Annotated in this window: 23 protein-coding genes; 2 read left to right on the top strand and 21 right to left on the bottom strand. The window is 37.4% G+C overall.

The window, feature by feature from the left end; genetic code table 11:
• Positions 1 to 38 precede the first annotated feature (38 nt).
• The 10 genes from ACOMCU_RS21985 to ACOMCU_RS21940 all read right to left on the bottom strand — a co-directional run bounded on the left by ACOMCU_RS21985 (position 39) and on the right by ACOMCU_RS21940 (position 11595).
• A complete protein-coding gene (locus ACOMCU_RS21985; RefSeq protein WP_421051393.1) occupies positions 39 to 1610 on the bottom strand; it encodes a GmrSD restriction endonuclease domain-containing protein in 1572 nt (523 codons plus the stop codon).
• A 110-nt stretch (positions 1611 to 1720) separates the two neighbouring features.
• A complete protein-coding gene (gene rlmH, locus ACOMCU_RS21980; RefSeq protein WP_421051392.1) occupies positions 1721 to 2200 on the bottom strand; it encodes a 23S rRNA (pseudouridine(1915)-N(3))-methyltransferase RlmH in 480 nt (159 codons plus the stop codon).
• A gap of 90 nt (positions 2201 to 2290) precedes the next feature.
• The gene (locus tag ACOMCU_RS21975) at positions 2291 to 2455 is read right to left on the bottom strand and encodes a CxxH/CxxC protein (protein ID WP_010860707.1); all 165 of its coding nucleotides are present in this window, start codon (positions 2453 to 2455) and stop codon (positions 2291 to 2293) included.
• A 170-nt stretch (positions 2456 to 2625) separates the two neighbouring features.
• Entirely contained in the window at positions 2626 to 3921 is a 1296-nt protein-coding gene (locus ACOMCU_RS21970) for a S1C family serine protease (RefSeq protein ID WP_421051391.1), read from the bottom strand.
• 246 nt (positions 3922 to 4167) lie between these two features.
• Positions 4168 to 4956 carry an MBL fold metallo-hydrolase gene (locus ACOMCU_RS21965; RefSeq protein ID WP_421051389.1) on the bottom strand — a complete coding sequence of 263 codons (789 nt, stop codon included), beginning with the start codon at positions 4954 to 4956 and terminating at the stop codon, positions 4168 to 4170.
• A 2-nt stretch (positions 4957 to 4958) separates the two neighbouring features.
• Positions 4959 to 5792: a two-component system regulatory protein YycI gene (locus ACOMCU_RS21960; RefSeq protein ID WP_421051387.1), complete on the bottom strand. Its 834-nt coding sequence runs from the start codon at positions 5790 to 5792 to the stop codon at positions 4959 to 4961.
• Positions 5779 to 7110 (bottom strand): YycH family regulatory protein, encoded by a 1332-nt coding sequence (locus tag ACOMCU_RS21955; RefSeq protein WP_421051386.1) that lies wholly within the window; start codon positions 7108 to 7110, stop codon positions 5779 to 5781. Before ACOMCU_RS21955 ends, ACOMCU_RS21960 begins: the two co-directional genes overlap by 14 nt.
• A complete protein-coding gene (walK, locus tag ACOMCU_RS21950; protein ID WP_421051385.1) occupies positions 7107 to 8972 on the bottom strand; it encodes a cell wall metabolism sensor histidine kinase WalK in 1866 nt (621 codons plus the stop codon). Before walK ends, ACOMCU_RS21955 begins: the two co-directional genes overlap by 4 nt.
• A 5-nt stretch (positions 8973 to 8977) precedes the next feature.
• The gene (gene yycF / locus ACOMCU_RS21945) at positions 8978 to 9691 is read right to left on the bottom strand and encodes a response regulator YycF (protein ID WP_010860713.1); all 714 of its coding nucleotides are present in this window, start codon (positions 9689 to 9691) and stop codon (positions 8978 to 8980) included.
• A 437-nt stretch (positions 9692 to 10128) separates the two neighbouring features.
• A complete protein-coding gene (locus ACOMCU_RS21940; protein ID WP_421051384.1) occupies positions 10129 to 11595 on the bottom strand; it encodes a peptidoglycan DD-metalloendopeptidase family protein in 1467 nt (488 codons plus the stop codon).
• Between the two features lie 420 nt (positions 11596 to 12015).
• Between ACOMCU_RS21940 and ACOMCU_RS21935 the strand changes: the two genes are divergently transcribed.
• The gene (locus ACOMCU_RS21935) at positions 12016 to 12828 is read left to right on the top strand and encodes a YitT family protein (RefSeq protein WP_196228939.1); all 813 of its coding nucleotides are present in this window, start codon (positions 12016 to 12018) and stop codon (positions 12826 to 12828) included.
• Positions 12829 to 12886: 58 nt separating this feature from the next.
• Here the strand turns inward: ACOMCU_RS21935 and ACOMCU_RS21930 are convergent, their stop codons facing one another.
• The 8 genes from ACOMCU_RS21930 to rpsF form a co-directional block, all read right to left on the bottom strand.
• Positions 12887 to 14176, bottom strand: coding sequence for an adenylosuccinate synthase (locus ACOMCU_RS21930; RefSeq protein ID WP_010860716.1), 1290 nt, complete (start codon positions 14174 to 14176; stop codon positions 12887 to 12889).
• A gap of 340 nt (positions 14177 to 14516) precedes the next feature.
• A complete protein-coding gene (gene dnaB / locus ACOMCU_RS21925) occupies positions 14517 to 15878 on the bottom strand; it encodes a replicative DNA helicase (protein WP_010860717.1) in 1362 nt (453 codons plus the stop codon).
• Positions 15879 to 15891: 13 nt separating this feature from the next.
• Positions 15892 to 16338: a 50S ribosomal protein L9 gene (gene rplI / locus ACOMCU_RS21920; RefSeq protein ID WP_010860718.1), complete on the bottom strand. Its 447-nt coding sequence runs from the start codon at positions 16336 to 16338 to the stop codon at positions 15892 to 15894.
• Complete coding sequence (locus tag ACOMCU_RS21915; protein WP_010860719.1) at positions 16338 to 18308, bottom strand: DHH family phosphoesterase; 1971 nt, start codon at positions 18306 to 18308, stop codon at positions 16338 to 16340. Before ACOMCU_RS21915 ends, rplI begins: the two co-directional genes overlap by 1 nt.
• 12 nt (positions 18309 to 18320) lie before the next feature.
• On the bottom strand, positions 18321 to 19262 hold the full coding sequence (locus ACOMCU_RS21910; protein WP_010860720.1) for a YybS family protein: 942 nt from the start codon (positions 19260 to 19262) through the stop codon (positions 18321 to 18323).
• A gap of 328 nt (positions 19263 to 19590) precedes the next feature.
• Positions 19591 to 19827, bottom strand: a complete 237-nt coding sequence (gene rpsR / locus ACOMCU_RS21905; RefSeq protein ID WP_010860721.1) for a 30S ribosomal protein S18 — start codon at positions 19825 to 19827, stop codon at positions 19591 to 19593.
• 47 nt (positions 19828 to 19874) lie between these two features.
• A complete protein-coding gene (gene ssb, locus ACOMCU_RS21900) occupies positions 19875 to 20444 on the bottom strand; it encodes a single-stranded DNA-binding protein (RefSeq protein ID WP_010860722.1) in 570 nt (189 codons plus the stop codon).
• Between the two features lie 36 nt (positions 20445 to 20480).
• Positions 20481 to 20771 carry a 30S ribosomal protein S6 gene (gene rpsF, locus ACOMCU_RS21895; RefSeq protein WP_010860723.1) on the bottom strand — a complete coding sequence of 97 codons (291 nt, stop codon included), beginning with the start codon at positions 20769 to 20771 and terminating at the stop codon, positions 20481 to 20483.
• A gap of 174 nt (positions 20772 to 20945) precedes the next feature.
• Between rpsF and ACOMCU_RS21890 the strand changes: the two genes are divergently transcribed.
• Positions 20946 to 21518: a DUF3267 domain-containing protein gene (locus ACOMCU_RS21890; protein ID WP_010860724.1), complete on the top strand. Its 573-nt coding sequence runs from the start codon at positions 20946 to 20948 to the stop codon at positions 21516 to 21518.
• A gap of 42 nt (positions 21519 to 21560) precedes the next feature.
• Here the strand turns inward: ACOMCU_RS21890 and ychF are convergent, their stop codons facing one another.
• From ychF to ACOMCU_RS21875, 3 genes are all read right to left on the bottom strand, one after another.
• Positions 21561 to 22661 (bottom strand): redox-regulated ATPase YchF, encoded by a 1101-nt coding sequence (ychF, locus tag ACOMCU_RS21885; RefSeq protein ID WP_010860725.1) that lies wholly within the window; start codon positions 22659 to 22661, stop codon positions 21561 to 21563.
• A 297-nt stretch (positions 22662 to 22958) separates the two neighbouring features.
• Positions 22959 to 23159 carry a DUF951 domain-containing protein gene (locus ACOMCU_RS21880; RefSeq protein ID WP_010860726.1) on the bottom strand — a complete coding sequence of 67 codons (201 nt, stop codon included), beginning with the start codon at positions 23157 to 23159 and terminating at the stop codon, positions 22959 to 22961.
• Positions 23160 to 24041 carry a mechanosensitive ion channel family protein gene (locus ACOMCU_RS21875; protein ID WP_421051382.1) on the bottom strand — a complete coding sequence of 294 codons (882 nt, stop codon included), beginning with the start codon at positions 24039 to 24041 and terminating at the stop codon, positions 23160 to 23162. It abuts the gene before it with no gap.
• Positions 24042 to 24101: the final 60 nt, after the last annotated feature.

Genomic DNA, 24101 nt, shown 5'->3' with positions numbered 1-24101 from the left:
TATCTACTTATTTCAAATATGATGCTACTAAAACATATTTATTTTATAAGCTTATTTACTTGCTCTAATAATATTTTGCTTCTTTGTTCTATAAAATCTTCATATGCTAAATCAAAAGTATCACTTGGACAAATTGCAGATTTTAATACCACATCTGGTTTTTCAATTAATCTTTTATACTCTTTTGGGTCTAAATCCTTTATTTGATTATTGTCAGATTTTGATAAAAAGCAGAAATTAGCTAATTTATTAATATCAGACTTATCCACCCCTAATCTTTCCAAATGTTTTTGAGGGAAGATATGATGAAACTCTGTTTTATATCCTATTCTTAATTTTCTTTGCAAATCTATTGGACTTCCCGAAATAAAAGATTTTGGATTATGATTAGCTAGTAATGCTATAAATACTTTTGTTGTAATAGTATTTACATTGAATTTGTTGTCAAAGTATTCGGAATTAAATGTGTATTTAAAATTGAACACATTTGCATTTTCATCTTCTCTTAACTTTTCCATATCTTCTATATCTTTAGGGATTTTAGTATCAATTGCATTGGAATAGTGTTTTGAAAACCCTACTTTCCAAAACCATTTCACCAACTTTTCACGTTGCTTATTTGTATAGGCATCTCCCATTGCTCGATGTGTAGCAAAAAATTTAGTCAATGGAATTAACATAGAAGGATAGGGTAAATATTTTATATTGAATACTTTTAACTCATCTTTTAAAAATTGAATACTAGATTTAATTCCATTTTCTATCACTGAAAATTTTTCCCTAACATCTTGTCCATTTAAATCTATGATTGAGTCTGTACTGGACTTATTAAGTAATACACTTGTACAACATTTTAGCAACAAATCAACATGTGATGAATTATTACCGTCAAAACCAAATTCCTCTAATTCATCAGCTAGTTCTGTAAACTTCTCTTGTAATACAAAATCCTCACTCCAACTCCATGCAGCTAATAACTGGTAGTGGTCTAAATCCGTACCCGCTGTATTTACCCTTTCAAATACCATAGAAACTAATTTCATATCATCTGTTTTCATTTTCTCTACAGGAATAACCTTAGTAGATAATTTTCTCATTACTTTATCTAATTTATCAGCCTTTTCATCTGTCAGCTCTCTAGTAGCTCTTCGATATTCAACTGAGTCCATTATTTTATATACGGGAAAATATCGTTCTAAATTTACCTCTTCTTCCTTTAAAGGTATAAACAAACTTTTAGTATCTTCTAGGGACCCTTCCATATCAAAATAAATATCAATCCACTCTGGATTTTCAGCGGCTAAAATATCTCTATTAAATAGAGCACATAAAGAAGTTAGTCTTTGTTGCCCATCTAAAACATATTGATAAGTTTGCATTCCATTTAATTCAGGAGAGTCAAAACTCCCCACTTTTTTATCATATTTTAAGAGGTTTGAAGTTTCCCAGAATAATACATTACCGATAGGAAAGCCTTTATATAAACTGTCATATAACAAACCTACTTGTTCGGCGGTCCAAACGAATCCCCGTTGAAATGCTGGAATTCTTACGGTTCCCTTTTTTACCTGGCTATATAAATCTTCTATTGTAATATTACTTTGTTCCAAAATAAACCCCACCTTCCCTGTTAAATTATAACATATGAAGGCTTTGAATTTTATTATAAATTCCTAACTATGTGACTAGTTAGGAATTCAACAATATTGAAAAACCTCATTTACTTGTGATACGGCTCGCCCTTCATAATTCTAAAGCTTCTATAAATTTGCTCGATCAACACAAGCTTCATCAGCTGATGGGGCAATGTCATTTTGCCAAATGATTGCTTTTCGTCGGCACGCTTCAATACATCGTCGTGTAAGCCGAGAGAGCCACCAATTACAAAGGCGATTTTACTTTTCCCATACGTCATTAATGACTCAATATCTGCAGCCATTTCTTCGGAAGTTTTCATCTTGCCGTTGATGGCAAGGGCAATCACATATGTGTCTGGACCAATTTTAGAAAGTATACGCTCGCCTTCTTTTTTCTTGACGATTTCCATTTCCGCATCGCTTAGCTGCTCGGGTGCTTTTTCGTCTGGCACTTCAATTACATCCATCTTTGCGTAGCTACCTAGACGCTTTATGTACTCATCGATTCCCATTTTCAAGTACTTTTCTTTTAGTTTCCCGACTGATACAATCGTTATATTCACACGTTATCCACCTTTACAATTCATTTACAAACAACTTATCCACAAAAGTTATCAACATATCCACAAACTCTTCCTATATATTGTGTAAAGTTATTTCCTTGATACAATATATTCTGCTGGCTGTTCACAGTAGTTGCATTTTGTGGATAACTTTTTACCCTCTTCGATTTTATCCATAATTGGGAATACTTTTTGCTCTGCCACGAACATGTCTAAAGCGTGTTCTATATGCTTTTCACAGCTGTATTTTTCCATTTTTACTTGACTCCTTATTTTCCGAAATTTCCACAAACTTATTCACAAATTAGTCTATGTTATCCACAATCTATTGTAACAAAGGAAAAGCGAGTAGGAAAGAAAAGGCTTTCTTCCACTACTCGCTGTGTAAAGTTTCTATTCACAATTTTCTAGTTATCCACATCACTTTATAGTGTATCACTATTTGTTAGTGTTAATGATAGCTCCACTAATTTACCTTGACGATATACTTTCATTGTTAAATCATCACCAGTCTTTTTCTCATTATACAAATGCTTTCTTAAATCAATGGCTGTTTCAATTTTCTCCCCATCCATTTCCACAATGACATCATATTGTTTTACTCCTGCTTTAGCTGCTGGGGAGTTATCCATTACCTGCGTAATCACAACACCCGTTGTCACTTCTTCTGGTAATTTCAACGTTTGTTGTTGGTAGAATGCCGGTACTTCTGTTAAATCAGCTAACGAGATTCCCATTGTTGGACGTTTCATTTCACCATTTCGTTCTAGCTCCTCAATAATTGGGATTGCTGAGTTAATTGGAATGGAGAAGCCTAGCCCTTCGACAGATGATTCAGCAATTTTCATGGAGTTAATGCCGACCAATTCACCCGCTAAGTTAACTAATGCACCACCACTATTACCTGGGTTGATAGCCGCGTCGGTTTGTAAAACTTCTTGTTGCCAATCTTCCGTACCATCTCCATTTAAGTCGACTGGCACCGAACGATCTTTACCAGAAACAACACCCGTTGTAACAGAACCATAAAAATCTAAACCAAGTGGATTCCCTATAGCAATTACTGTTTCACCTTGTTTTAAGACATCTGAGTTACCGAACTTTGCAACTGTTTTAACATTTTTAGAGCTAATTGAAATAACAGCTAGGTCTGTCCAAACATCACGGCCCACTAGTTGAGCCTCTTCTTTCGTGCCATCCGCCATTGTTACCTCTAACTGTTTTGCCCCTTGTATAACGTGATTGTTTGTTACGATAAATGCTTTGTCGCCCTCTATTTTATAAACAACACCTGAACCGCTTCCTGCCTCTTGTGTTGATGTCGAAGGTGGACTCCAAAAGCCGTTGCTTGTCACTTCTTGAATATTGGTAATTCCCACAACAGCCTCTGAGGCTTTTTCAACCGCTGCTGTGACGTCTGTTGTTACTTCTGTTGCTACCTGATTAATGGTTGTGTCATTTTTGTCTGAGCCGTTTGTTGTTGTTCCTGGCATTTGATTGACAAGTCCAGGTAGCATTAGCCAAACGAGTAAAGCGCCAATAATGACACCGATAAGACCGCTGAAGAAGTAACCACCCTTACCACCGCCACCTTTCTTTTTTAAACGTTTTGACTGCATTTCTCGCTCCTCACGTTCGAGTCGCTCCTGTAAAGGTGACTTCTGTATTTCATCATTATTTAGAAAATCACTGTTTTTATCGTTATCTTGAAAATTACTCATCGTCCTCATCCTTTCATTGACTGCTATTTGTTAATTGTTACCCTTATCTTACGATTCAAACATTAAAATCAGATGAAAACTAAATAAAATGGACATAAAAATAGCTGTTCAATGCATTTACTTAAAAATGCGATTGAACAGCTTTTCTTTTTAGAAGCCTCTGGTAAATCAATGTTTGATTTTTGTATTTGTTATGAGCATTGACTGAGCCTCCGGCACGCCAATCAATCATCATTGGCCTTTATGTTAAACGGTTACTAACCTTGTTGGCTCTTCCGCGTCTGTATCAAATAAATGAACATATTCGCCTGCTATAATACCGCATGATTGCAAGGTTTGCGCTACGCTCATGCGCGCCAGCTCTTTCATGTTGTTATCCTTACTTAAATGTGACAAATAAATATTGGTCTGCTTTTCAAAAACGACCTCACTCATGGCAATAGCTGCATCCTCATTTGACACATGTCCTACATCACTTAAAATGCGACGTTTTATCGACCATGGATAACGCCCCATTTGTAGCATATTGACATCGTGATTACTTTCAAATACAAAGGAATCTGCCCCACGAATAATACCTTTCATACGATCACTGACATAGCCTGTATCGGTAATAATAACAAGTTTACGCCCGTCCTCATGAAAAGTATAGAACATTGGATCTGCGGCATCATGTGATACGGCAAAGGATTCAATCGACAATGAGCCAAAATGTTTCACAGTATCCATTTCAAACTCGAAACGTTGCTCTACTGGAATTTCACCTACGAGCCCATCCATTGCCTGCCATGTTTTGGCGTTTGCATAAATTGGTACACTATATTTTCGTGCCAATACACCAATTCCTTTAATATGATCGCTATGCTCATGTGTTACCAATATGCCATTTAGCTTTTTCATATTACGGTCGATTTTTGTAAATAGCTGCTCCATTTTTTTACCACTAAAGCCTGCATCGACGATAAATGCATAATCGTCGTTCTCCACGTAAATCGAATTGCCTGTACTGCCACTTGCTAAAACACTAAATCGCATAATTAAACTCCCCAGTCTTCTTCTTCGCCCTCTTGCTTGTCCTCTTGCTTATCCTCTTGGAATTCAATAACATTACCTTCAACAGCATTGACAAAATACTCTTCGGTTTCCCCATCAGATAATTTCACACGCATTTCCCATGTTGGGACCAGTACCTGCGTTCGAGTTAAATAAACAAGTGTCGAGTAGCCTAACTTCATTTGCGTAATCCGCGAATCTGGCTTTAGTAGTCCTTTTGTATACAATGTTTGTATAATTTGAAGTGGTGGAATCACACTTTCCTGTTGCTCCATCTCTTCAATACTATCAATCATTGTTTGCTCATACATTGTGACTTCGTTATTCGAATTCCATTGTACTTTTAATAAACCACTCTTATTGTAATAAAGCATTCCATTATTTGTTTTCTGGAAGAAGATTGCAACCCGTTCCTCACGGTCAACCTTCCACAATGCATAGGAAGTACCCTCTTTGATGTGCGCTTGGGCAAACTCTGTAAAGCTCGTATCGTCATTTATATTTCGTACTTTTACAGGACTCTCAAGAATTACCCGCGCTCTCGTTTCAACTGAAAGGTCCACTTGATGATTTGAATTTGCAAATTCAGCAGGCGTAAAAATATGGACTTTGCCTGAAATATACGTAGCCGACTCTATACTATTAGGGAGTGCTCCATACGTAATATTATCGTCTTCTAATCGTGCCCCAATCGTTTTCTCACCAGGTATCTCAACGTTCTGCGCCTCATCGTAACGATTCACATACAACGAGTATAGAAAAATATTTAAGATTAAAAAAACCATAATAAAAATGGACTTTGTTCTATTCCAATCCATTTTTGACACCTCCGAGCATGTCAGGCGTCAATAAAATCCATGCACCATTACGTATAACAAACCACCTTGGCTCTAGATTAAATAATTGTTCGTTTTCTTCCTTTGTTAAATAATAGCCCACCACAATTTCATCTATATCAGATAATACAATATTATTAAGCGTATGAATTTTTTCAACTATTTCTGTTCCAGATGGCAATTCTTTAATCTCTTTTTCCGATGGTATATCCATATCTAATGTAAAGTATGGTCGTTTATAACGGAAAATGCGATTATCTCCCCAAACAGTTGTAATTCGGGTTGTTGCCTGATCACTATATACCGGGAGCCCCTCTAAGTAGAGCTGATAATCCAATTGATTTTTACTTGTACTTGTTGATACATACCGGTAATCCGCTGTAAAGCCCCCATGTTCATTGATAAATTCAAAACTACTATTTAATAGCTTTGACGGCTCTATTCTTTCGCTACTTTCTGCAGCTGGATACACGTAGTTTAGTGATTTTAATCTCCTATCGACAGTCATTAGCGACATGCCATCTGTATATTTTTCAGATGTCGTGCTTTCAACAGTACGTTGTACAATATTTGGATCTGTAAATAACACATTTTTAAATGATTCTAGTGAAAGTTGTTCATCATCGATATAATACGTATACTTTACAGATTCAATTTTGTCATTAGCTACATAAAGTGATGTATAGCCATCACGCTCTACCTCTTTAAAAACACCATACTGTTTTGAAGGCTCAATAATATCCCTTACAAACTGATTGGCGTTTGAAAGGCTTACATTAGAACGCAACAATGAATCATTATTGCTACTAACGAAAAATACCTGTAATTCTTTATTGTTGTATTGGCTCCAATCTATGATCATACGATTGAACGTTGTTTCTGGTAGTTCCTTATCGGCAAATTGAAAAATAGAGCTAAATGCTGAGAAGGGAATCTCTCCTGCAAAAAAGACCGTCATGCGATTATTTGCTCGAATCAGCTCATTTACATAGTCTGGTGAAATTTTATTATTAATTCGCACTAAATCAAGAATGTTCCAGCCCTTAAAGGCATTCATCATATCTTTCATAGCGCCATTCGATACAGTTCCTGTAAATCCATCTTCAGCCCGAATTATAGCCTTATATGGTCTGATGACATCTTCCGTACTTTTTTGTGGCCCTATTAAGATTTCCTTACCTTCTGTTTGTTCAATAAATTTATAATCCGGCGTGTATGTCCAAATGATAAAGGTCAATACCACACTCAGCATAACGAGTAGAAATAAAACAGCTGATTTTACTGGTTCAATATACTTCATTCCCACTCACCTGCCTCGTCAAATTCGTCTAAATCATATGGTAATGTAAAGAATATCGTTGTGCCATGACCTTCATCACTTTCCGCCCAGATTTTCCCGCCATGTGCCTCAATCATTTCCTGTGCAATGGCTAGACCAAGGCCTGTACCACCCATAGAGCGTGCACGTGCGCGGTCTACTCGATAGAAACGATCAAATATGCGACCGACATTTTCTTTTGGAATCCCCATACCATCATCGGAAATCATCACCTTCAACATATTCCCCTGAACGGTAAAGCCAAAGCGTACATTACCACCGTCTGGTGAATATTTAATAGCATTGGAAATGATATTATCGATAACTTGTGTCACCTTATCCGTATCAAATTCAACATAATAAGATGCCTCTGGGAATAAGCGTTCAAATACTACCTTTTCAGACTTAGACATTTCAAAGCGATCGATGATGCGATTAAAGAATGAATTGAATAGGACAATGTCTTTATTCAGCTCATAATCTGCACTATCCATGCGGGATAACTGCAACAAGTCATTGACTAAACGGATCATACGCTCGGTCTCTGTCTGTGTAACATTTAAAAATGTTGGCGCAATGTTTTCATCTTTCCACGCCCCATCAGCCAACGCCTCTAGATAACTGCGCATTGTTGTTAAAGGTGTTCGGAGTTCGTGTGAAACGTTGGATACAAATTCTCTACGATCCATTTCAATCTTTTCTTGCTCCGTATTGTCATGTAGCACGGTAATTAGACCATTGATAAAGCCCGTCTCTTTTTGAATAACTGAGAAATTCGCCCGTAATATATACGGGGCATCTGCCGTACTAAAATTTAAATTTACTGCATCATTCATATGAATTAAATCTTCAAAACTATATTCCTGATCGATGCCTAAAACAGATGCAATTGGACGACCTAATGTTATATCTCTTGAAATATGCAATAGCTCAAGTGCTGGATCATTAATAAGAATAATACGCCCTTTGCGATCTGTGGCAATAACGCCATCTGTCATATTACTCAGAACCGAATTGAGCTTACGTCGCTCTGCCTCTGTTGTCGATTGCGCCTCCTGCAAGCGATTCGTCAAATGGTTAAAGGTAAGAGCAAGCTGCCCGATCTCATCTGTCCCATAAACTCGCACTTTACGTGAATAGTTTCCTTTTGCCATGGCCTGTGCCTGCTTTCGCATATCAGCAATCGGCTGTGTAATTGTGCGAGCCACTAAAATTCCTAAGAAGATAGTAATAACTAAGGACATCGCTGTTCCACCCAGGAAAATACGGTTAATATCATTCATTTGTTCAAAAACTGATTCAATATTCGATTCAATATAGAGTACCCCTATAATTTCATCATCAGGACCTGCGCCATCACGAATTGGCGTTGCTAGTACCCATACACGATCTCTTGTTTTATTGTCAATTTTTATAATATCAAATAAAGTCTCTGCTGAAATTGCACGACGGACAAGGTCAGTATTCGAACGTTGTCCAATTAAATTTTGGTTTTCAGCTTCTGACGTCGCAAGTATACGCTGCCGGTTATCTATGACGCGAATTTCTAAAATATCTCCATTTGAAACATCCTTCAAGCCTGTTGAAAATTCCTTCACGATGGACTTTAGGCTTTCCTCACGCGTTGGCATACTTTCATCGCGTTCTTTTAAAATTTCTTCACGAATGCTATATTGCATCAAATCAACACGTTGAAAAATGGATTCTTGAAAATTACTCTTCAAATTTCGCTCTAATTCACGCGCGAAATAGATGCCTATGATTTGCAAAGCTAGCATAATAAGTAAGATATAAATAAGCACTAGCTTGACATGAATGGACTTAAAGAAGCTTACTTTGTGCATTCCGTTTACTCCTGTTCAGGATTTCGTAAATAATAACCTACACCACGTCGTGTCACAATCCAAGCTGGATGACTCGGATTGTCCTCTATTTTTTCACGTAAACGACGAATCGTTACATCCACTGTACGTACATCACCAAAATAATCATAACCCCATACGGTCTGTAATAAATGCTCACGCGTCATCACTTGTCCTATATGTTTACCTAAGTAATGCAATAGTTCGAACTCACGATGTGTAAGTTCGATTGATTCCTCACGTTTCATCACTAAGTATGCATCCGGCTGAATAACAAGAGAGCCTACAACAATCTCATTTGACTCTTCCTGTGCTTCTTCTGCAGCCGGCGCCACAACTTGTAAACGGCGCATATTCGCTTTCACCCGAGCAATCAGTTCACGTGTACTAAATGGTTTCGTCACATAATCGTCTGCTCCCATTTCTAAGCCTAATACCTTATCAATCTCAGAGCCTTTTGCCGTAAGCATAATAATAGGAAAATCATATTTTTTTCGCACTTCTCTACAAACTTCCATACCATCCCGCTTAGGTAACATTATATCTAATAGCATTAGATCCGGCTGTTCTTCCTCAACCTTCTCTAGCGCTTCATCTCCATCATATGCGCAAATAACTTTGTAGCCTTCTTTAATTAAATTAAACTGTAAAATATCTGCGATTGGTTTTTCATCGTCAACAACTAAAATCGTTTTGTTCATCCATTCTCTCCCTTTCGCTATTCATCTATTTTAAAACAATGTGTCATGATTTATTTCAACTTCGTGTATTAAAACCTATGCTATCGCTTCGCTGTTGCGCAGCAATACTTTGTGTATTCTCATTGACAAAGCTAGTGTACTTTATTGCCTGAAGATAAAAGTCACTACTCTTAACTCTAACATGCTTTTAGCTTCCATGCATTATTCATGATTAGTTTCTCTATATCTATTTCGTCTATTAGCCCAAACACTCACGTGTTTAAAACTCCTACTGCAAAAAGAAGGGAACAGCCGCCTATAAATACCAAATATATGAGCCACAGGATAACACACTCCTAGGCTATCTTTCTAAATATTTCTTGGGAAATAGCATTATATTTTATGAGTTATATACAAAAAGGCAGCCCAGCATTTGGACTGCCTTTTATACAAGTAAATTACTGACCTACATAAGATAAAGGATTCACAAGTGCACCATTTTTCTCAACTTCAAAATGTAGATGCGTACCTGTAGAATTTCCAGTAGAACCCATAATCCCAATGACTGAACCTTTTTCGACAACCTGTCCAACCTCTACATCAATAGAAGATAAATGTCCATATAGCGTCGTATAGCCATTATTATGATTAACCACAATACGGTTTCCGTAGCTACCTGAAACTCCCGCTGCTACAACAACACCATTATCAGCTGCGAGGATGTTGTAGTTGCTAGGTCGGGCAATGTCGATTCCTCGATGTTGTGCACCCCAACGTTGTCCCATTTGACTAGAAATATAGCCACCTACTGCTGGCCAAGAAAATTCACCTGTACCTCGAGAAGAGATAACCTTTGTCCCTACAACTTCAATTTCATCAACTGGTTGCTGGACGACTGTTTCTTTTAAAGCCACTTTTGATGTACGTGTACCATTCTCAGATGTTAATAAATAGGATGTCTCCTTTTTACCGTCAACACCTTGCTGTTTTATAACTGACTCACCTTTATACATCGTTGGGTCTTCTTCTATAACCTTCTTAAACGGAATCGTATCTGTAACTTTCTTTTCTTGTTTTACTGCAATTGTTACGAACGGTTTAGCGACAGTTACGTTTAACGCTTGTCCTATTTGTAACACTGTATCCACCGCAATACCAGGATTTAAGGCTAATAACTCAGCTGTTGTTAAGCCATGTTTTTTAGCAACCGATCCTAATACATCACCTGGTTGAATTTTATATTCTTGTTGTTCGATGGAGCCAGTCATTAATAATTTCACCGCTTCTTCAGGCGTTAGTATAGCATTTGGCGCGATCTTCTTTGTTACACCTGAAACTCCCTGTTTAAAGGAAATATCTAAGATCCGCGTTTCACCAGATTGTAAAGATGGTAAACCATTAATAGCTTGTTGGTTATCTTGAAAACTTTTTAACTCTTGCTGTGAAACATATTGTAGCTTTAGCATACGAACAGTTTCTTCATAAGCATTAGCATCTTTTAAATTGGCGATCGGTTTGTTATCTACTAATAATGAAAAGGCTGGTGTTTGTGCTACAAGAGATTGCTCAACCTTCTTTAATGTTTCTGCATCCTTTGTTTCATTACTAAACACTTGCTCTGGTATTATTTTCACAGCAGCGTTAGCATCTATAGCGTATTCCTTGTACTGATTAATTGCTTCCTTTTCTTTTGAAGCAATGATTTCCTTCACGGCTTTGTCATCAGATACAGCACCCATATATTCATTGTCTACATAAACATGATAGATTTTATGTAACGCTTCTTTATGATTAATTTCTTTGGCATACCCCATATTAATAGTTAAACTTGCCATTAATACTGCAATAATTGATACCTTTTTAAAAGAAGAAAAATTGTAGGTGAATCTATTGTTTTCTTCTTTTTTATTCCAAGACGAACTCATCAATAAAGCCCCTTCCAACTTTACCCTATCATAGGTTTAATTACCCACAAGGATTTTTTGCACCACTATAATGTACCATAAAGAAAATATTGATTGAATCTTTTCTCCCTTTTGTAATGTAATTGTATTATTTCTCTACTAATTGTTACATAACTCCTATTTTTGTTAATCGCTATTCTATTGTATTTATATTCAATTATTCAGCATTTTAAACAATTTTATACTTTTTTCTTAAATTCTAGACAGTATATAGACTTATTACTTTTTACTTGATTAATATTTCGATAAAATAGAATAAGGTTAATACACTAGTTGATTGGAGCGATTTATTTGAGTGACTCACAAACCTCTGTGATAACATCTAAAGCAGGGAAACCACAAAAAAAGAAAAAAGCCCGAAGACATATAATAAGGACCATTATGGTTATGCTTGGTGCAATTATAATGGCTGTTGGACTAGAGCTATTTTTAGTACCTAACCAAATCATGGATGGTGGAATTGTTGGTGTTTCTATTATCACTTCACATCTATTAAATTTACCACTCGGTATTTTCATCTTCGTTTTAAACTTACCTTTTATCTTTTTAGGCTATAAACAGATTGGTAAAACTTTTGCCCTTTCTACAGGACTGGGAATTACTGTACTTTCCGCAACAACAATTCTTCTACATAATTCAGAACCATTTACAAGTGATACATTACTGGCAACAGTGTTTGGGGGAATAATTTTAGGAATTGGGGTCGGTATTGTTATCCGTTATGGTGGTTCTTTAGATGGTACGGAAATTTTAGCGATTCTTCTTAATCGAAAATTGCCTTTCTCAGTTGGGGAATTTATTATGTTTTTCAACTTATTTATCTTTACTGTAGCCGGCTTTATTTTCACGTGGGAGCAAGCAATGTACTCTATTCTAGCGTACTATATCGCCTACAAAATGATTGATATTGTTATTCAGGGGATGGAAGAATCTAAATCTGTTTACATTATTAGTGATGAGATTGATGAAATTGGTCAAACGATCATGGATCGCTTAGGTCGTGGTGTAACCTTTTTACATGGCGAGGGAGCGTATACGGGTAACGACAAAAAAGTAATTTTCACCGTTATTACACGTTTAGAGGAATCCAAACTGAAAACCATCGTCTCTGAAATAGACGACAATGCATTCCTTGCAATTGGTAATATTGCAGAAGTAAGAGGCGGGCGCTTCAAGAAGAAGGATATTCACTAAAAGTCAGGATATGAAAAAGAAAGCAATGGCGTGCCTGCACCATTGCTTTCTTTTTATATTATGCTTCCCAAATATCTACTAAAACGTTCGTCTGTTCACGAGCAGGACCGACAGAGAAAGTAGCAATTTGAATGCCTGTTAATTCGCTCACGCGCTCTACATAACGTCGTGCATTCTCTGGCAACTCTTCTAATGTTCGGCAGCCTGTAACATCTTCTGACCAGCCTGGAAGTTCTTCATAAATTGGTTCGCATTGTTCAATAATATGAAGATTTGCTGGATATTCTGTAATTGTTTCATCTTTATATTTATATGCCGTACAAATTTTCACTGTCTCTAGACCTGATAAAACATCGATTGAATTGAGCGCTAAATGGGTAATGCCACTTACACGACGTGAGTGACGTACGACAACTGTGTCAAACCAGCCTACACGACGAGGACGCCCAGTTGTTGTTCCATACTCGCGACCAACTTCACGAATTTGCTGACCAACTTCATCAAATAATTCTGTTGGGAATGGACCGTCTCCTACACGTGAAGTATAAGCTTTACATACACCTATTACACTTGAAACGCGTGATGGGCCAATACCAGCACCAATCGCTACACCGCCAGCAACAGGATTGGATGAAGTAACAAATGGGTAAGTACCTTGATCGACATCAAGTAAAATACCTTGTGCTCCCTCGAATAATACTTTGCCGCTCTCATCTAATACATCATTTAAAATTTTTGAAGTGTCCGTTACATACTTTGCAATTTCTTGCCCATAGCCATAATATTCTTCAAATATTTCTTCGAACGTTATGCCTTCAACTTCATAAAATTTCTCGAATAATTTATTTTTAATTGCTAAATTATAACGTAGTTTTTCTTCAAATATTTCTTTATCTAATAAATCAGCCATACGGATTCCGATGCGTGCAACTTTATCTTGATAGCATGGACCGATTCCTTTGCAAGTTGTACCGATTTTATTATCGCCACGGCTTTCTTCATCTGCAATATCTTGTTTAATATGATACGGCAGAATAACATGAGCACGGTTAGAAATACGAAGATTATCTGTATCGATGCCACGCTCCTGTAGTCCTTTTAGTTCTGTTACAAGCGACTTTGGATTAACAACCATACCATTTCCCATTACTGAAGTTTTTTCTTTGTAGAAAATACCTGATGGAATTAAATGTAATTTATATGTTTCACCTTCAATTTTTATGGTATGTCCTGCATTATCGCCACCTGCAAATCGGGCGATTGCATCCGCCTTTTGTGAAAGGAAGTCGGTAATTTTGCCTTTCCCTTCATCTCCCCACTGTGTTCCTACAACTACAACTGATGTCATAATCAGCACCTCCGTTAGATACATAATGTATCTCATTTATCAAGCCGTTAATTATTGTAACAATGATAGAAACCTCTAGTCAACAAAAAATAGTTAAAAACACGAACATAAAATCAAATACTATGATTTAACGTTCGTGTTTAATGACAGAATGGTATGAATATTATCGCGCTTTTAGATAAAGTGAAACGCCAATCAGTTCGGTTTTCTTTTTCCCCACTGATTGTAGTTGAACCAATCGGGCTTTTACGGTTCGTTAATCGACCACCTAGTCATTCTAGTTGTCATCTTTGCACTCGAGGTGGGCGTCTTACTGACCGTTCATGCGGGATAAATATTACTAATCACGTGGAGGTGGTGGCGGCATTTGTGACCAATCCACGTTAATAAATTTATTGAATTCCTTTTTAAATGCAAGCGTTACTGTTCCGGTAGGGCCGTTACGTTGTTTAGCTATAATAATTTCAATCATGTTTTTACTTTCAGATTCTTTATCGTAGTAATCGTCACGGTATAAGAATGCAACAATATCCGCATCCTGCTCAATACTTCCCGATTCACGTAAGTCACTCATCATTGGTCGCTTATCTTGACGTTGCTCAACGCCACGAGAAAGCTGTGATAAAGCAATTACAGGCACCTTTAATTCACGCGCCAATCCTTTTAAAGAACGTGAAATCTCTGATACCTCCTGTTGACGGTTTTCACCGGGTTTACCACTACCTTGAATTAACTGTAAATAGTCGATTAAAATCATTCCGAGGCCATGCTCTTGTGCTAAACGACGACACTTTGCTCGTATTTCATTGATACGTACACCTGGTGTATCGTCAATAAAAATACCTGAATTCGATAAACTTCCCATTGCCATAGTTAGTTTACCCCAATCCTCGGTTGTTAAAGCACCTGTACGTAAAACTTGGGCATCAATATTTCCTTCTGCACAAAGCATACGCATAACTAATTGCTCTGCGCCCATCTCTAACGAGAATATGGCAACATTTTCACGTGCCTGAACTGCTACACTCTGCGCAACATTTAGCGCAAAGGCCGTTTTCCCTACAGAAGGACGCGCCGCAACAATAATTAAGTCATTCCGCTGGAAGCCCGCTGTAATATGGTCTAAATCTCGGAATCCTGTAGGAATACCCGTAACATCACCTTTACGAGATTGTAGCTGCTCGATATTATCGAAGGTCTCTACTAACACGTCTTTTACATGCTTAAAGTCACCTGCATTTTTGCGATTGGCAACTTCCATCATCTTCTTCTCAGCTTCGCCAAGTAATGCCTCTACTTCGTCCTCTCGTGTATACCCATCTTCTACGATTTTTGTGGCTACACGAATTAAACGACGTAATAAAGCCTTTTCTTCAACAATTTTAGCGTAGTGGGCAACGTTGGCTGCCGTAGGAACAGCATTGGCGAGCTCTAGTATATACGATAGCCCGCCAACGTCTTCAATCTCTTTTTTTGCTGATAATTCCTCAGTAACTGTTACAACATCTATCGCTTTTCCCTGATCACTTAAACGCAACATCGTTTCAAAAATTTTCTTATGCGCATTTTGATAAAAATCATCTGCTAGAAGAATTTCTGATGCCGTTATTAATGCCTGTGGTTCTAGGAAAATCGCACCGATAACCGATTGCTCCGCTTCCCGGTTATGCGGTGGAACGCGGTCTATCATCGGTTCGCTCATGGATAGTCGCCCCTTATTCTTCCGTTACATGTACTTTTAATGCCGCTGTTACATCATGGTGTAGTTTCACAGGTACATTTGTAAAACCTAGTGCACGAATCCCATCATTTAAAGTCATTTTACGTTTATCGATTTTTATGCCATGTACTTTTTGTAGTGCATCTGCAATTTGCTTTGTAGAAACCGAACCGAATAGACGGCCGCCTTCACCTGATTTTGCTTTTAGCTCCACAGTTAAAGTCTCTAATTTTTCTTTCAATGCTTTTGCTTCAGCTAATTCTGCTGCTGCATTTTTTTCTTCTAATTTTTTTTGTCCTTCTAATTGACTCATAGCTTGCGCATTCGCTTCAGCAGCATAGCCATTTTTTACAAGGAAATTTTGTGCGTAGCCATCTGCCACATTTTTGATTTCACCTTTTTTTCCTTTTCCTTTAACGTCCTTTAAAAATACTACTTTCATTATTCCGAACTCCCTTCGAGTACCTCAAATATGGCCTCTTCTAAATATTTTTTCACTTCTTCTATAGTAAGAGCTTCAATTTGACAGGCCGCATTCGTTAAATGGCCGCCGCCGCCGAGCCGTTCCATAATAAGCTGTACATTTATTTCTCCAAGTGATCTTGCACTAATGCCAATTAAGCCATCAGAACGGTGAGCAACGACAAATGAAGCACTAACGTCCTTCATTGTTAGTAGAATATCTGCTGTTTGTGCGATTAATACAGAATCATACACTTTTGAATCTTCACCTGCGGCAATAGCAACACCTGGTTTTACGAACTTTACAGTTTGCACAATCTTAGAACGCTCAATATACGTATCAATATCTTCTTTTAGTAAACGTTGTACTAAAACTGTATCAGCGCCGTTCGTTCGTAAATAAGAAGCTGCCTCAAAAGTACGAGCACCTGTACGAAGAGTAAAACTCTTTGTATCGACAATAATTCCAGCCAGTAATGCTGTTGCCTCTAGCATATTAATTTTTGCGCGTTTAGGCTGATATTCTAGTAACTCAGTCACAAGCTCAGCTGTGGACGAAGCATATGGTTCCATATAAACGAGTGTCGGATTTTCTATAAAATCCTCACTGCGACGGTGATGGTCAATAACAACGACCTTTTCCGCTAATTTCAATAAGTATGGATCTATCACTAAATTTGGTTTATGTGTATCAACAATAATGAGCAAGGATTTCTCCGTCATTTTTGCTGCAACCTCTTCTGGTGTTAAAAAGTGTTCATAGAAATCAGACTTTCTTTCAATTTCATTCATCAAACGTGTTACACTTCCGTTTAATTCATCGAAATTTATGACAACATAGCCCTTTACATCATTCATTTGTGCCATTTTACGAACACCTACAGAAGCACCGATGGAGTCCATATCTGGATTCTTATGCCCCATGACAAATACTTGATCACTATCTTGAATCAGATCACGCAGGGCATGTGAAATGACACGAGCCCTAACACGCGTACGTTTCTCCACAGGATTCGTTTTACCACCATAGAATTTCAGCTTTCCAGTAGGTTGCTTGATGGCTACCTGATCACCACCACGACCTAAAACAAGGTCCAGGCTTGATTGTGCTAAACCGCCAAGTTCCACCAAAGAGGAAGATCCTGCACCTACGCCAATACTAAGCGTTAGTGAGAGATTTTTCTGTGCTGTTTTTTCACGAATTGTATCTAAAATAGCAAATTTTTTCTTTTCAAGTTCTGTTAAAATCGACTCATTTAATACTGCTAAAAAGCGATCCGATGAAATACGTTTTACAAATATTCCATGCTCCGCAGCCCAATCATTGACGATCGATGTCACCATCGTATTTGTTAAACTACGAGGTTGATCATCCATTGCTTGCGTAATTTCGTCATAATTATCTACAAATAAAATTGCAATAACTGTACGATCGGCGAAATACTGTTTTTCAATTGCTATTTGCTCGGTAACATCAAAGAAGTATAACAATCGCTCTTCTTCTTTATAAAACACACGATATTTCCGATCACGAAGGGTAATGGTTGCTTCATTTGTTTCTTCGGTCTTCATTAGTACATATATATCATCTGATATATTAACAATTCCTTCGCCTACTAATGTCTCCAAATTCAGTACACCTTGCATATATGGATTCGACCATTCAATTTCAAATTGCTCATTCACAAGTAAAATCCCAATCGGCATTTCAAGCAATGCCTCTTCTCCAACCTTTTTCATGCGGAAGGAAATGGATTCGATATGCTTTTCTGTTTCTTCAAAAGTAGCTTGTTCAACCTTCCACGTATAAACCATTAACAGAACAAAACCTATACCATAGCCGATTCCTATTCCGATATTCCAAATACATAGAAGTACGAACGTCACGATGCCAAAAATGGAAAGAACAAAAAGTGGATAGCGGATTGGTCGTTTTCTAAAAGTCCCCATTAGATCAGCCCCTTATTCTTTAGTCTTTCCTTTCACAAGTGAACGTACGTCAAAACCTAAATCTACAATACCAAGTAAAATAATGAATGACGATAATGGAATAGCTAATAAACTGGCAATCCATTTCACAGCATTTGGCATTCCTTTTTTGGAAATAAAATAATGGATAAAGGAAATCCCTTGTAGGATTAATAATAGCCATAAAATATAAGATACATTTAAAACAATTATCTCTAACATAGTGCCAGGTTCTGGACGTATAAATAAATTAATGGATAGAACAATCATGTAGTACCATAAAATAGCACGTGGTAAACGCATATTTTGAAATGGTACAAATTTTGGAACAGCTAAACCTAGGCGTTTTAAAATAGGTAAATTCAATGTAATTACGATGAATGCTGTAGAAAATGCAAAAATTGTTATGGTTGCTGGCATTGTCAACTCAAGTGTTTTAATCATTGCCTCTAGTTGTTCTGGTTGAATTGCTACCTTTCCAGTTACACTTTTAGCAAGCTCATTAGACTGCTCATAATTTTCACGAACGATGTCCAAACTCATATCAATCATGTTAAGACCTGCTAAGCGCACATAAGCTAAATAAACTAGTGCTGTTGACAACAAGACAGCGATACCAGATGACATGAATAAATAAAGTTTGCTTTTTTTCAGGTAAATCGCATCACCTATGACTACTCCAAGCAACCCCATGATAAAGGCGAACGGTAACATAGTAATGCCACTCACTAAAACGGTTAAAATACAGCCTACAACTGCTACGAGTATTGATGAGGAACGCTTGAAACTTGCACCATACCAAGCAATCGGTAACGGAGCAAATAATAAGGCTACCATAAACATAAATGGGATATACGCAGAGATAATCATTAAGATTGTAAAAATTGCGACCATCATTGAGCCTTGCACAAGCGCCTTGGTTTGATTATTCGGCATTGAAAACCTTCCTTTTTTTCAGTCAAACTTACTAAAGCTTATTGTACCATTTTTTCACGTTATTGAACAAAAAACGCTAAGATCAACTATTTTCTTTAGGGCTAATCTATGCAGACTAAGTGCGCAAAAGCACTTGTACATTCAACATGCCCAGGCTCCTTAGTGGAAACGCTCCTATTTTCTCAAGAGAAATTGATTAGCATCTTAGAGATTACATCTACTAAAAACTATGCATTACGTAACAACAAAAAAACCAGCATCCCGATACGAATATCGAAATATGCTGGTTTGAAATCGATGCAGAGTCAAAACCCTGACGTCATCAATCTTATTTGTCTTCTGATACGAATGGAAGTAATCCCATAATACGAGATACTTTAATAGCAGAAGTTAATTTACGTTGGTATTTAGCGCTAGTGCCAGTTACGCGACGTGGAAGAATTTTCCCACGTTCTGAGATGAATTTTTTTAGTAAATCTACATCTTTATAGTCGATATGCGTAATGTTATTAGCAGTGAAGTAGCAAACTTTACGGCGTTTGCGGCCTCCGCGACGTGGTGCCATAGTGATGTCTCCTCCTTATAAGTTTATAGTTTTTGTAGATAGAAGAGTTAGAATGGAAGATCATCCTCTGAAACTTCGATCGGTCCCTTGCTGTTAGCAAAAGGATCTTCATCTACACGTGTATAGTTCGGCTGATTCACTGGTGGTTGATTTTGCTGATAAGAACCGCCGCCAAATGAACCTTGCTGAGGCATTGCGCCACCAAACTGTTGTTGTGGTTGGCCACCGCCATAAGACGGTTGGCTATTTGCGTAAGATTGTCCACCGTATTGGTTAGATGCTGGAGCACCTCCACCACTACGAGGCTCTAAAAACTGTACGCTATCTGCCACAACATCAGTTGTATATACACGCTTACCATCTTGTCCTTCATAGCTTCCTGTTTGGATACGACCTTCTACTCCAATTAAACTTCCTTTTTTCATGAAGTTCGCTAAGTTTTCGGCCTGTTTGCGCCAAGCAACACAGCTTATGAAATCTGCTTCTTTTTCACCTTGTTGGTTTGAGAATGTACGGTTTACAGCAACTGTAAATCGAGTAGACGCAATACCATTTGGTGTGTAGCGTAGCTCGGGATCTTTTGTTAGTCTTCCAACTAATACAACACGGTTTATCATCAGAATACAACCTCCTTTTCAGCATTTTGTTTAAAATTATTTTGCTTCTTCGCGAACTGCAATGTGACGAATGATATCTTCGCTGATGTTAGCAAGACGTGTGTATTCGTTGATTGCTTCTGAAGTAGCGTTTACTTTTACGATTTGGTAGTAACCTTCGCGGAAGTCTTTAATCTCGTAAGCTAAGCGGCGTTTGCCCCACTCTTTTGCTTCGATGACTTCAGCACCGTTAGAAGTTAAGATTTCGTTGAAACGTTCAACTAAAGCTTTCTTCGCTTCGTCTTCAATGTTCGGACGTACGATGTACATTAATTCGTATTTTCTCATCTGTTTACACCTCCTTATGGACTCAGGCTCTCCTGTTTACAGGGAGCAAGGAGCAAGTAATAACTATTACTCACATCAATGAATTGTAACACATAGATATATGTCTTTCAAGTCGCAAACTAAGAATTCATTCGATATAATAAATGATAGTAAGTTCATAGAGGGGGCGTTTTCATGCTACCAGACAAAGAACCTGTTGTGATTGAATTAGATATAAAAAAACTGATGATGGACAATATTGTTGTCACAACTGGTCTAGTCATATTATTTATTGCCATTCAATATATTTGCTTAAAAGATTTTCAATTTTCATTTTGGGGTACGTTCAGCGCGAGCATACTATTTGTCGTCCTCTATATCGTCTTCATTATACTACATGAAATCTTTCATCTCATTGGATTTATGCTCTTTGGTGGGGTGCCTTTTAAATCTTTGAAATACGGTGTAAATTTCGAGCTTGGTGTGGCTTATGCAACAACTGATCAGCCATTACCCAATCATGCGATGAAAAAAGCATTGTTGCTACCATTTTGGACAACTGGTATGTTACCGACAATCGCTGGCTTCTATTTCAACAGTACTGTATTACTACTAATAGGTGCCTTTTTGATAGCAGGGGCCATTGGCGATTTTGCCATGTACAAAGAATTACGCAAGTATCCAAAAGATGCTCTTGTACTAGACGATCCTGAATACCCAAAGCTTTATGTTTATCCTACACAGAAAAAAGAGTTATTCAACAAGTAGCAAAAAAAGGGCAACCTATTGAAGATTGCCCTTTACATATTTTTATACGTTAAAACGGAATAACATAATATCGCCATCTTGAACGATATATTCTTTACCTTCGAGACGTACTTTACCCGCTTCTTTAGCCGCTGCTTGAGAACCAGCTTCTACTAAATCGTCGAAAGCAACTGTTTCCGCACGGATAAATCCACGTTCAAAGTCCGTATGAATAACGCCAGCACATTGCGGCGCCTTCATGCCTTTGCGGAATGTCCATGCGCGTACCTCTTGTACACCTGCAGTGAAGTACGTAGCAAGTCCTAGTAAATCATATGAAGTACGAATCAGTTGATCTAACCCTGATTCTTTAATGCCTAGCTCTTCTAAGAACATTGCTTTTTCTTCATCATCAAGCTCAGAAATTTCTTCTTCAATTTTTGCACAAATTGTAATTACGTGAGCACCTTCAGCCGATGCATATTCACGTACCTTTTGTACATATTCATTATTATCAGCATCTGCAACTTCTTCTTCTGAAACATTTGCAACATAAAGCATTGGTTTAATCGTTAATAGATGTAGGCCTTTAATAATCTTTAACTCATCCTCTGAAAGTTCAGCAGCACGAGCTGGTCTACCGTTCTCAAGTTCTTCTTTAATTTTAAGAAGGATTGGTTCTTCCACCATTGCATCTTTATCTTTTTGTTTTGCCATTTTGCTTACACGCTGTATACGTTTATCAACAGATTCTAAATCTGCAAGTGCAAGTTCTAAATTAATAACTTCAATATCGTCTATCGGGTCAACTGCACCTGATACGTGCGTAATGTTTTCATCTACAAAGCAACGTACTACTTGGCAAATTGCATCTACTTCTCGAATATGCGCAAGGAATTTGTTCCCTAAACCCTCTCCTTTAGATGCACCTTTTACGATACCAGCAATATCCGTAAACTCAAAAGCTGTTGGGACTGTTTTTTTCGGTATTACTAATTCAGTTAGTTTATCTAAACGTGCATCTGGCACTTCGACAATACCTACGTTCGGATCAATCGTTGCAAATGGATAGTTAGCAGCCAATGCTCCTGCCTTTGTAATTGCGTTAAATAATGTTGATTTACCAACGTTTGGTAAACCTACGATTCCAGCTGTTAATGCCATGCATGGACACAACCTTTCTATGTTCTGTTCAGATTTGCTCTTTTACCCCGTACTAATTGGTGCTAAGAATCCACTTCAAAATGGATGTGAAGCAAGTCGTCTAAGTGGGACATTTAAAATCCAAAAGTACCCGATTTGTTCAGACCAACATGAAGGCGAAGCCATAGGAAGTGGTTTCTTAGCCTAAGTTTCTTAAAATAATCGGCAGCTATGTAAAAGCCTCACCGATTAAAGATTCACTTTATAACCTTATCTATTATATTGATTCGCTATTAAAAAGTCTAATACACCTAAAACTTAAGCTTCATTTGCTGATTTTAATACTTTTTTCATTTTTTTCCCAAATTCACGACGTGGAATCATCACACTGTGCTGACACCCTTCACATTTAATTCGTACATCTGCACCCATACGAATAATTTTCCACTCATTTGTGCCACAAGGATGTTGTTTTTTCATCTCAACAATATCATTTAAACCAAATTGTTTTGCTTCCATTTATTCGTTTCTCCCTTCTTCTTTCCCACTTTTACCATAAATCAACATGTTTGGATAGGCCATTGAAATATTATTTTCCTCAAATAATTTAGTCACATCACGACGAATAGTTCTTGCCACTCCATATTGTTGTTGTGGTAATGTCTCGGCAGCAATACGAATGGTTACCTCTGTGCCCTTGACGTTTTGCACTCCTAAAAATACAGGTGCAGCCACTAGTTCTTCATGAACTTTAGGAAGTGTACTTAAATAGCTTATTATGAGGGCCTCAGCCTTTTCAAAATCAGCATCTGTTGTCATTTGTAAATCTACAAAAATTTTCGAGTTGTTAACAGAATAATTTATGACTTCTCCAATTGATCCATTTGGGATAATAAACTGCTCCCCAGTTGCACCTTTAATTTTCGTTGTCCGGAGACCAATCTCTACAACTGTTCCTTCTGCAGTATTAATCTTAATATAATCCCCTACACCAAATTGGTCTTCAAAAATAATAAAAAACCCTGTAATAACATCTTTTACCAAACTCTGTGCACCAAAACCGACAGCTAAACCGACGATTCCGGCTCCGGCAAGTAGACCAGCAACTCTAATATTTAATGATGACAATATGGCAATAATTGCTGAGAAATACACCACATAGGAAATGACACTTTGTAGTAATCTAGCAATTGTGCGTTGACGACGCTCTGAGTGATTTAACGGTGAACGCATACGTAATAAAAACACTTTATTGATAAACTTTTTACCTAAACGTACAACTATCAAAGATACAATTAGGATTAATGTAATCTCAATAGTTGCATCAACAACCTTCTCCCAGAATGCTTCTGACGTTAGTTTATTCCAATATCTATCCAGCATTTTTGTGTTAAATTCCATTATTACCACCTCTTGAATAACTTGCTAAAAATTTGCGTATACTGCATAAAAATTGAGCAC

The organism is Lysinibacillus sp. UGB7 (genome assembly GCF_049058285.1).
Lineage (GTDB): Bacteria > Bacillota > Bacilli > Bacillales_A > Planococcaceae > Lysinibacillus > Lysinibacillus sphaericus_B.
Note: the sequence above shows the minus strand (reverse complement) of the source record. Positions and strands in the feature narration are given on the sequence as shown.

Excerpts from the sequence above, each read along its gene's own strand:
- ACOMCU_RS21915 (WP_010860719.1), bottom strand. The coding sequence starts at position 18,308 with ATGGGGACTTTTAGAAAACGACCAATCCGCTATCCACTTTTTGTTCTT.
- dnaB (WP_010860717.1), bottom strand. The coding sequence starts at position 15,878 with ATGAGCGAACCGATGATAGACCGCGTTCCACCGCATAACCGGGAAGCG.
- ssb (WP_010860722.1), bottom strand. The coding sequence starts at position 20,444 with ATGATAAACCGTGTTGTATTAGTTGGAAGACTAACAAAAGATCCCGAG.
- ACOMCU_RS21880 (WP_010860726.1), bottom strand. The coding sequence starts at position 23,159 with ATGGAAGCAAAACAATTTGGTTTAAATGATATTGTTGAGATGAAAAAA.
- ACOMCU_RS21930 (WP_010860716.1), bottom strand. The coding sequence starts at position 14,176 with ATGACATCAGTTGTAGTTGTAGGAACACAGTGGGGAGATGAAGGGAAA.
- ACOMCU_RS21975 (WP_010860707.1), bottom strand. The coding sequence starts at position 2,455 with ATGGAAAAATACAGCTGTGAAAAGCATATAGAACACGCTTTAGACATG.
- ACOMCU_RS21960 (WP_421051387.1), bottom strand. The coding sequence starts at position 5,792 with ATGGATTGGAATAGAACAAAGTCCATTTTTATTATGGTTTTTTTAATC.
- ACOMCU_RS21955 (WP_421051386.1), bottom strand. The coding sequence starts at position 7,110 with ATGAAGTATATTGAACCAGTAAAATCAGCTGTTTTATTTCTACTCGTT.
- ACOMCU_RS21965 (WP_421051389.1), bottom strand. The coding sequence starts at position 4,956 with ATGCGATTTAGTGTTTTAGCAAGTGGCAGTACAGGCAATTCGATTTAC.
- ACOMCU_RS21875 (WP_421051382.1), bottom strand. The coding sequence starts at position 24,041 with ATGGAATTTAACACAAAAATGCTGGATAGATATTGGAATAAACTAACG.
- rplI (WP_010860718.1), bottom strand. The coding sequence starts at position 16,338 with ATGAAAGTAGTATTTTTAAAGGACGTTAAAGGAAAAGGAAAAAAAGGT.
- ACOMCU_RS21970 (WP_421051391.1), bottom strand. The coding sequence starts at position 3,921 with ATGAGTAATTTTCAAGATAACGATAAAAACAGTGATTTTCTAAATAAT.
- ACOMCU_RS21935 (WP_196228939.1), top strand. The coding sequence starts at position 12,016 with ATGGTTATGCTTGGTGCAATTATAATGGCTGTTGGACTAGAGCTATTT.
- ychF (WP_010860725.1), bottom strand. The coding sequence starts at position 22,661 with ATGGCATTAACAGCTGGAATCGTAGGTTTACCAAACGTTGGTAAATCA.
- ACOMCU_RS21890 (WP_010860724.1), top strand. The coding sequence starts at position 20,946 with ATGCTACCAGACAAAGAACCTGTTGTGATTGAATTAGATATAAAAAAA.
- ACOMCU_RS21910 (WP_010860720.1), bottom strand. The coding sequence starts at position 19,262 with ATGCCGAATAATCAAACCAAGGCGCTTGTGCAAGGCTCAATGATGGTC.
- rpsF (WP_010860723.1), bottom strand. The coding sequence starts at position 20,771 with ATGAGAAAATACGAATTAATGTACATCGTACGTCCGAACATTGAAGAC.
- walK (WP_421051385.1), bottom strand. The coding sequence starts at position 8,972 with ATGCACAAAGTAAGCTTCTTTAAGTCCATTCATGTCAAGCTAGTGCTT.
- rpsR (WP_010860721.1), bottom strand. The coding sequence starts at position 19,827 with ATGGCACCACGTCGCGGAGGCCGCAAACGCCGTAAAGTTTGCTACTTC.
- yycF (WP_010860713.1), bottom strand. The coding sequence starts at position 9,691 with ATGAACAAAACGATTTTAGTTGTTGACGATGAAAAACCAATCGCAGAT.
- ACOMCU_RS21940 (WP_421051384.1), bottom strand. The coding sequence starts at position 11,595 with ATGAGTTCGTCTTGGAATAAAAAAGAAGAAAACAATAGATTCACCTAC.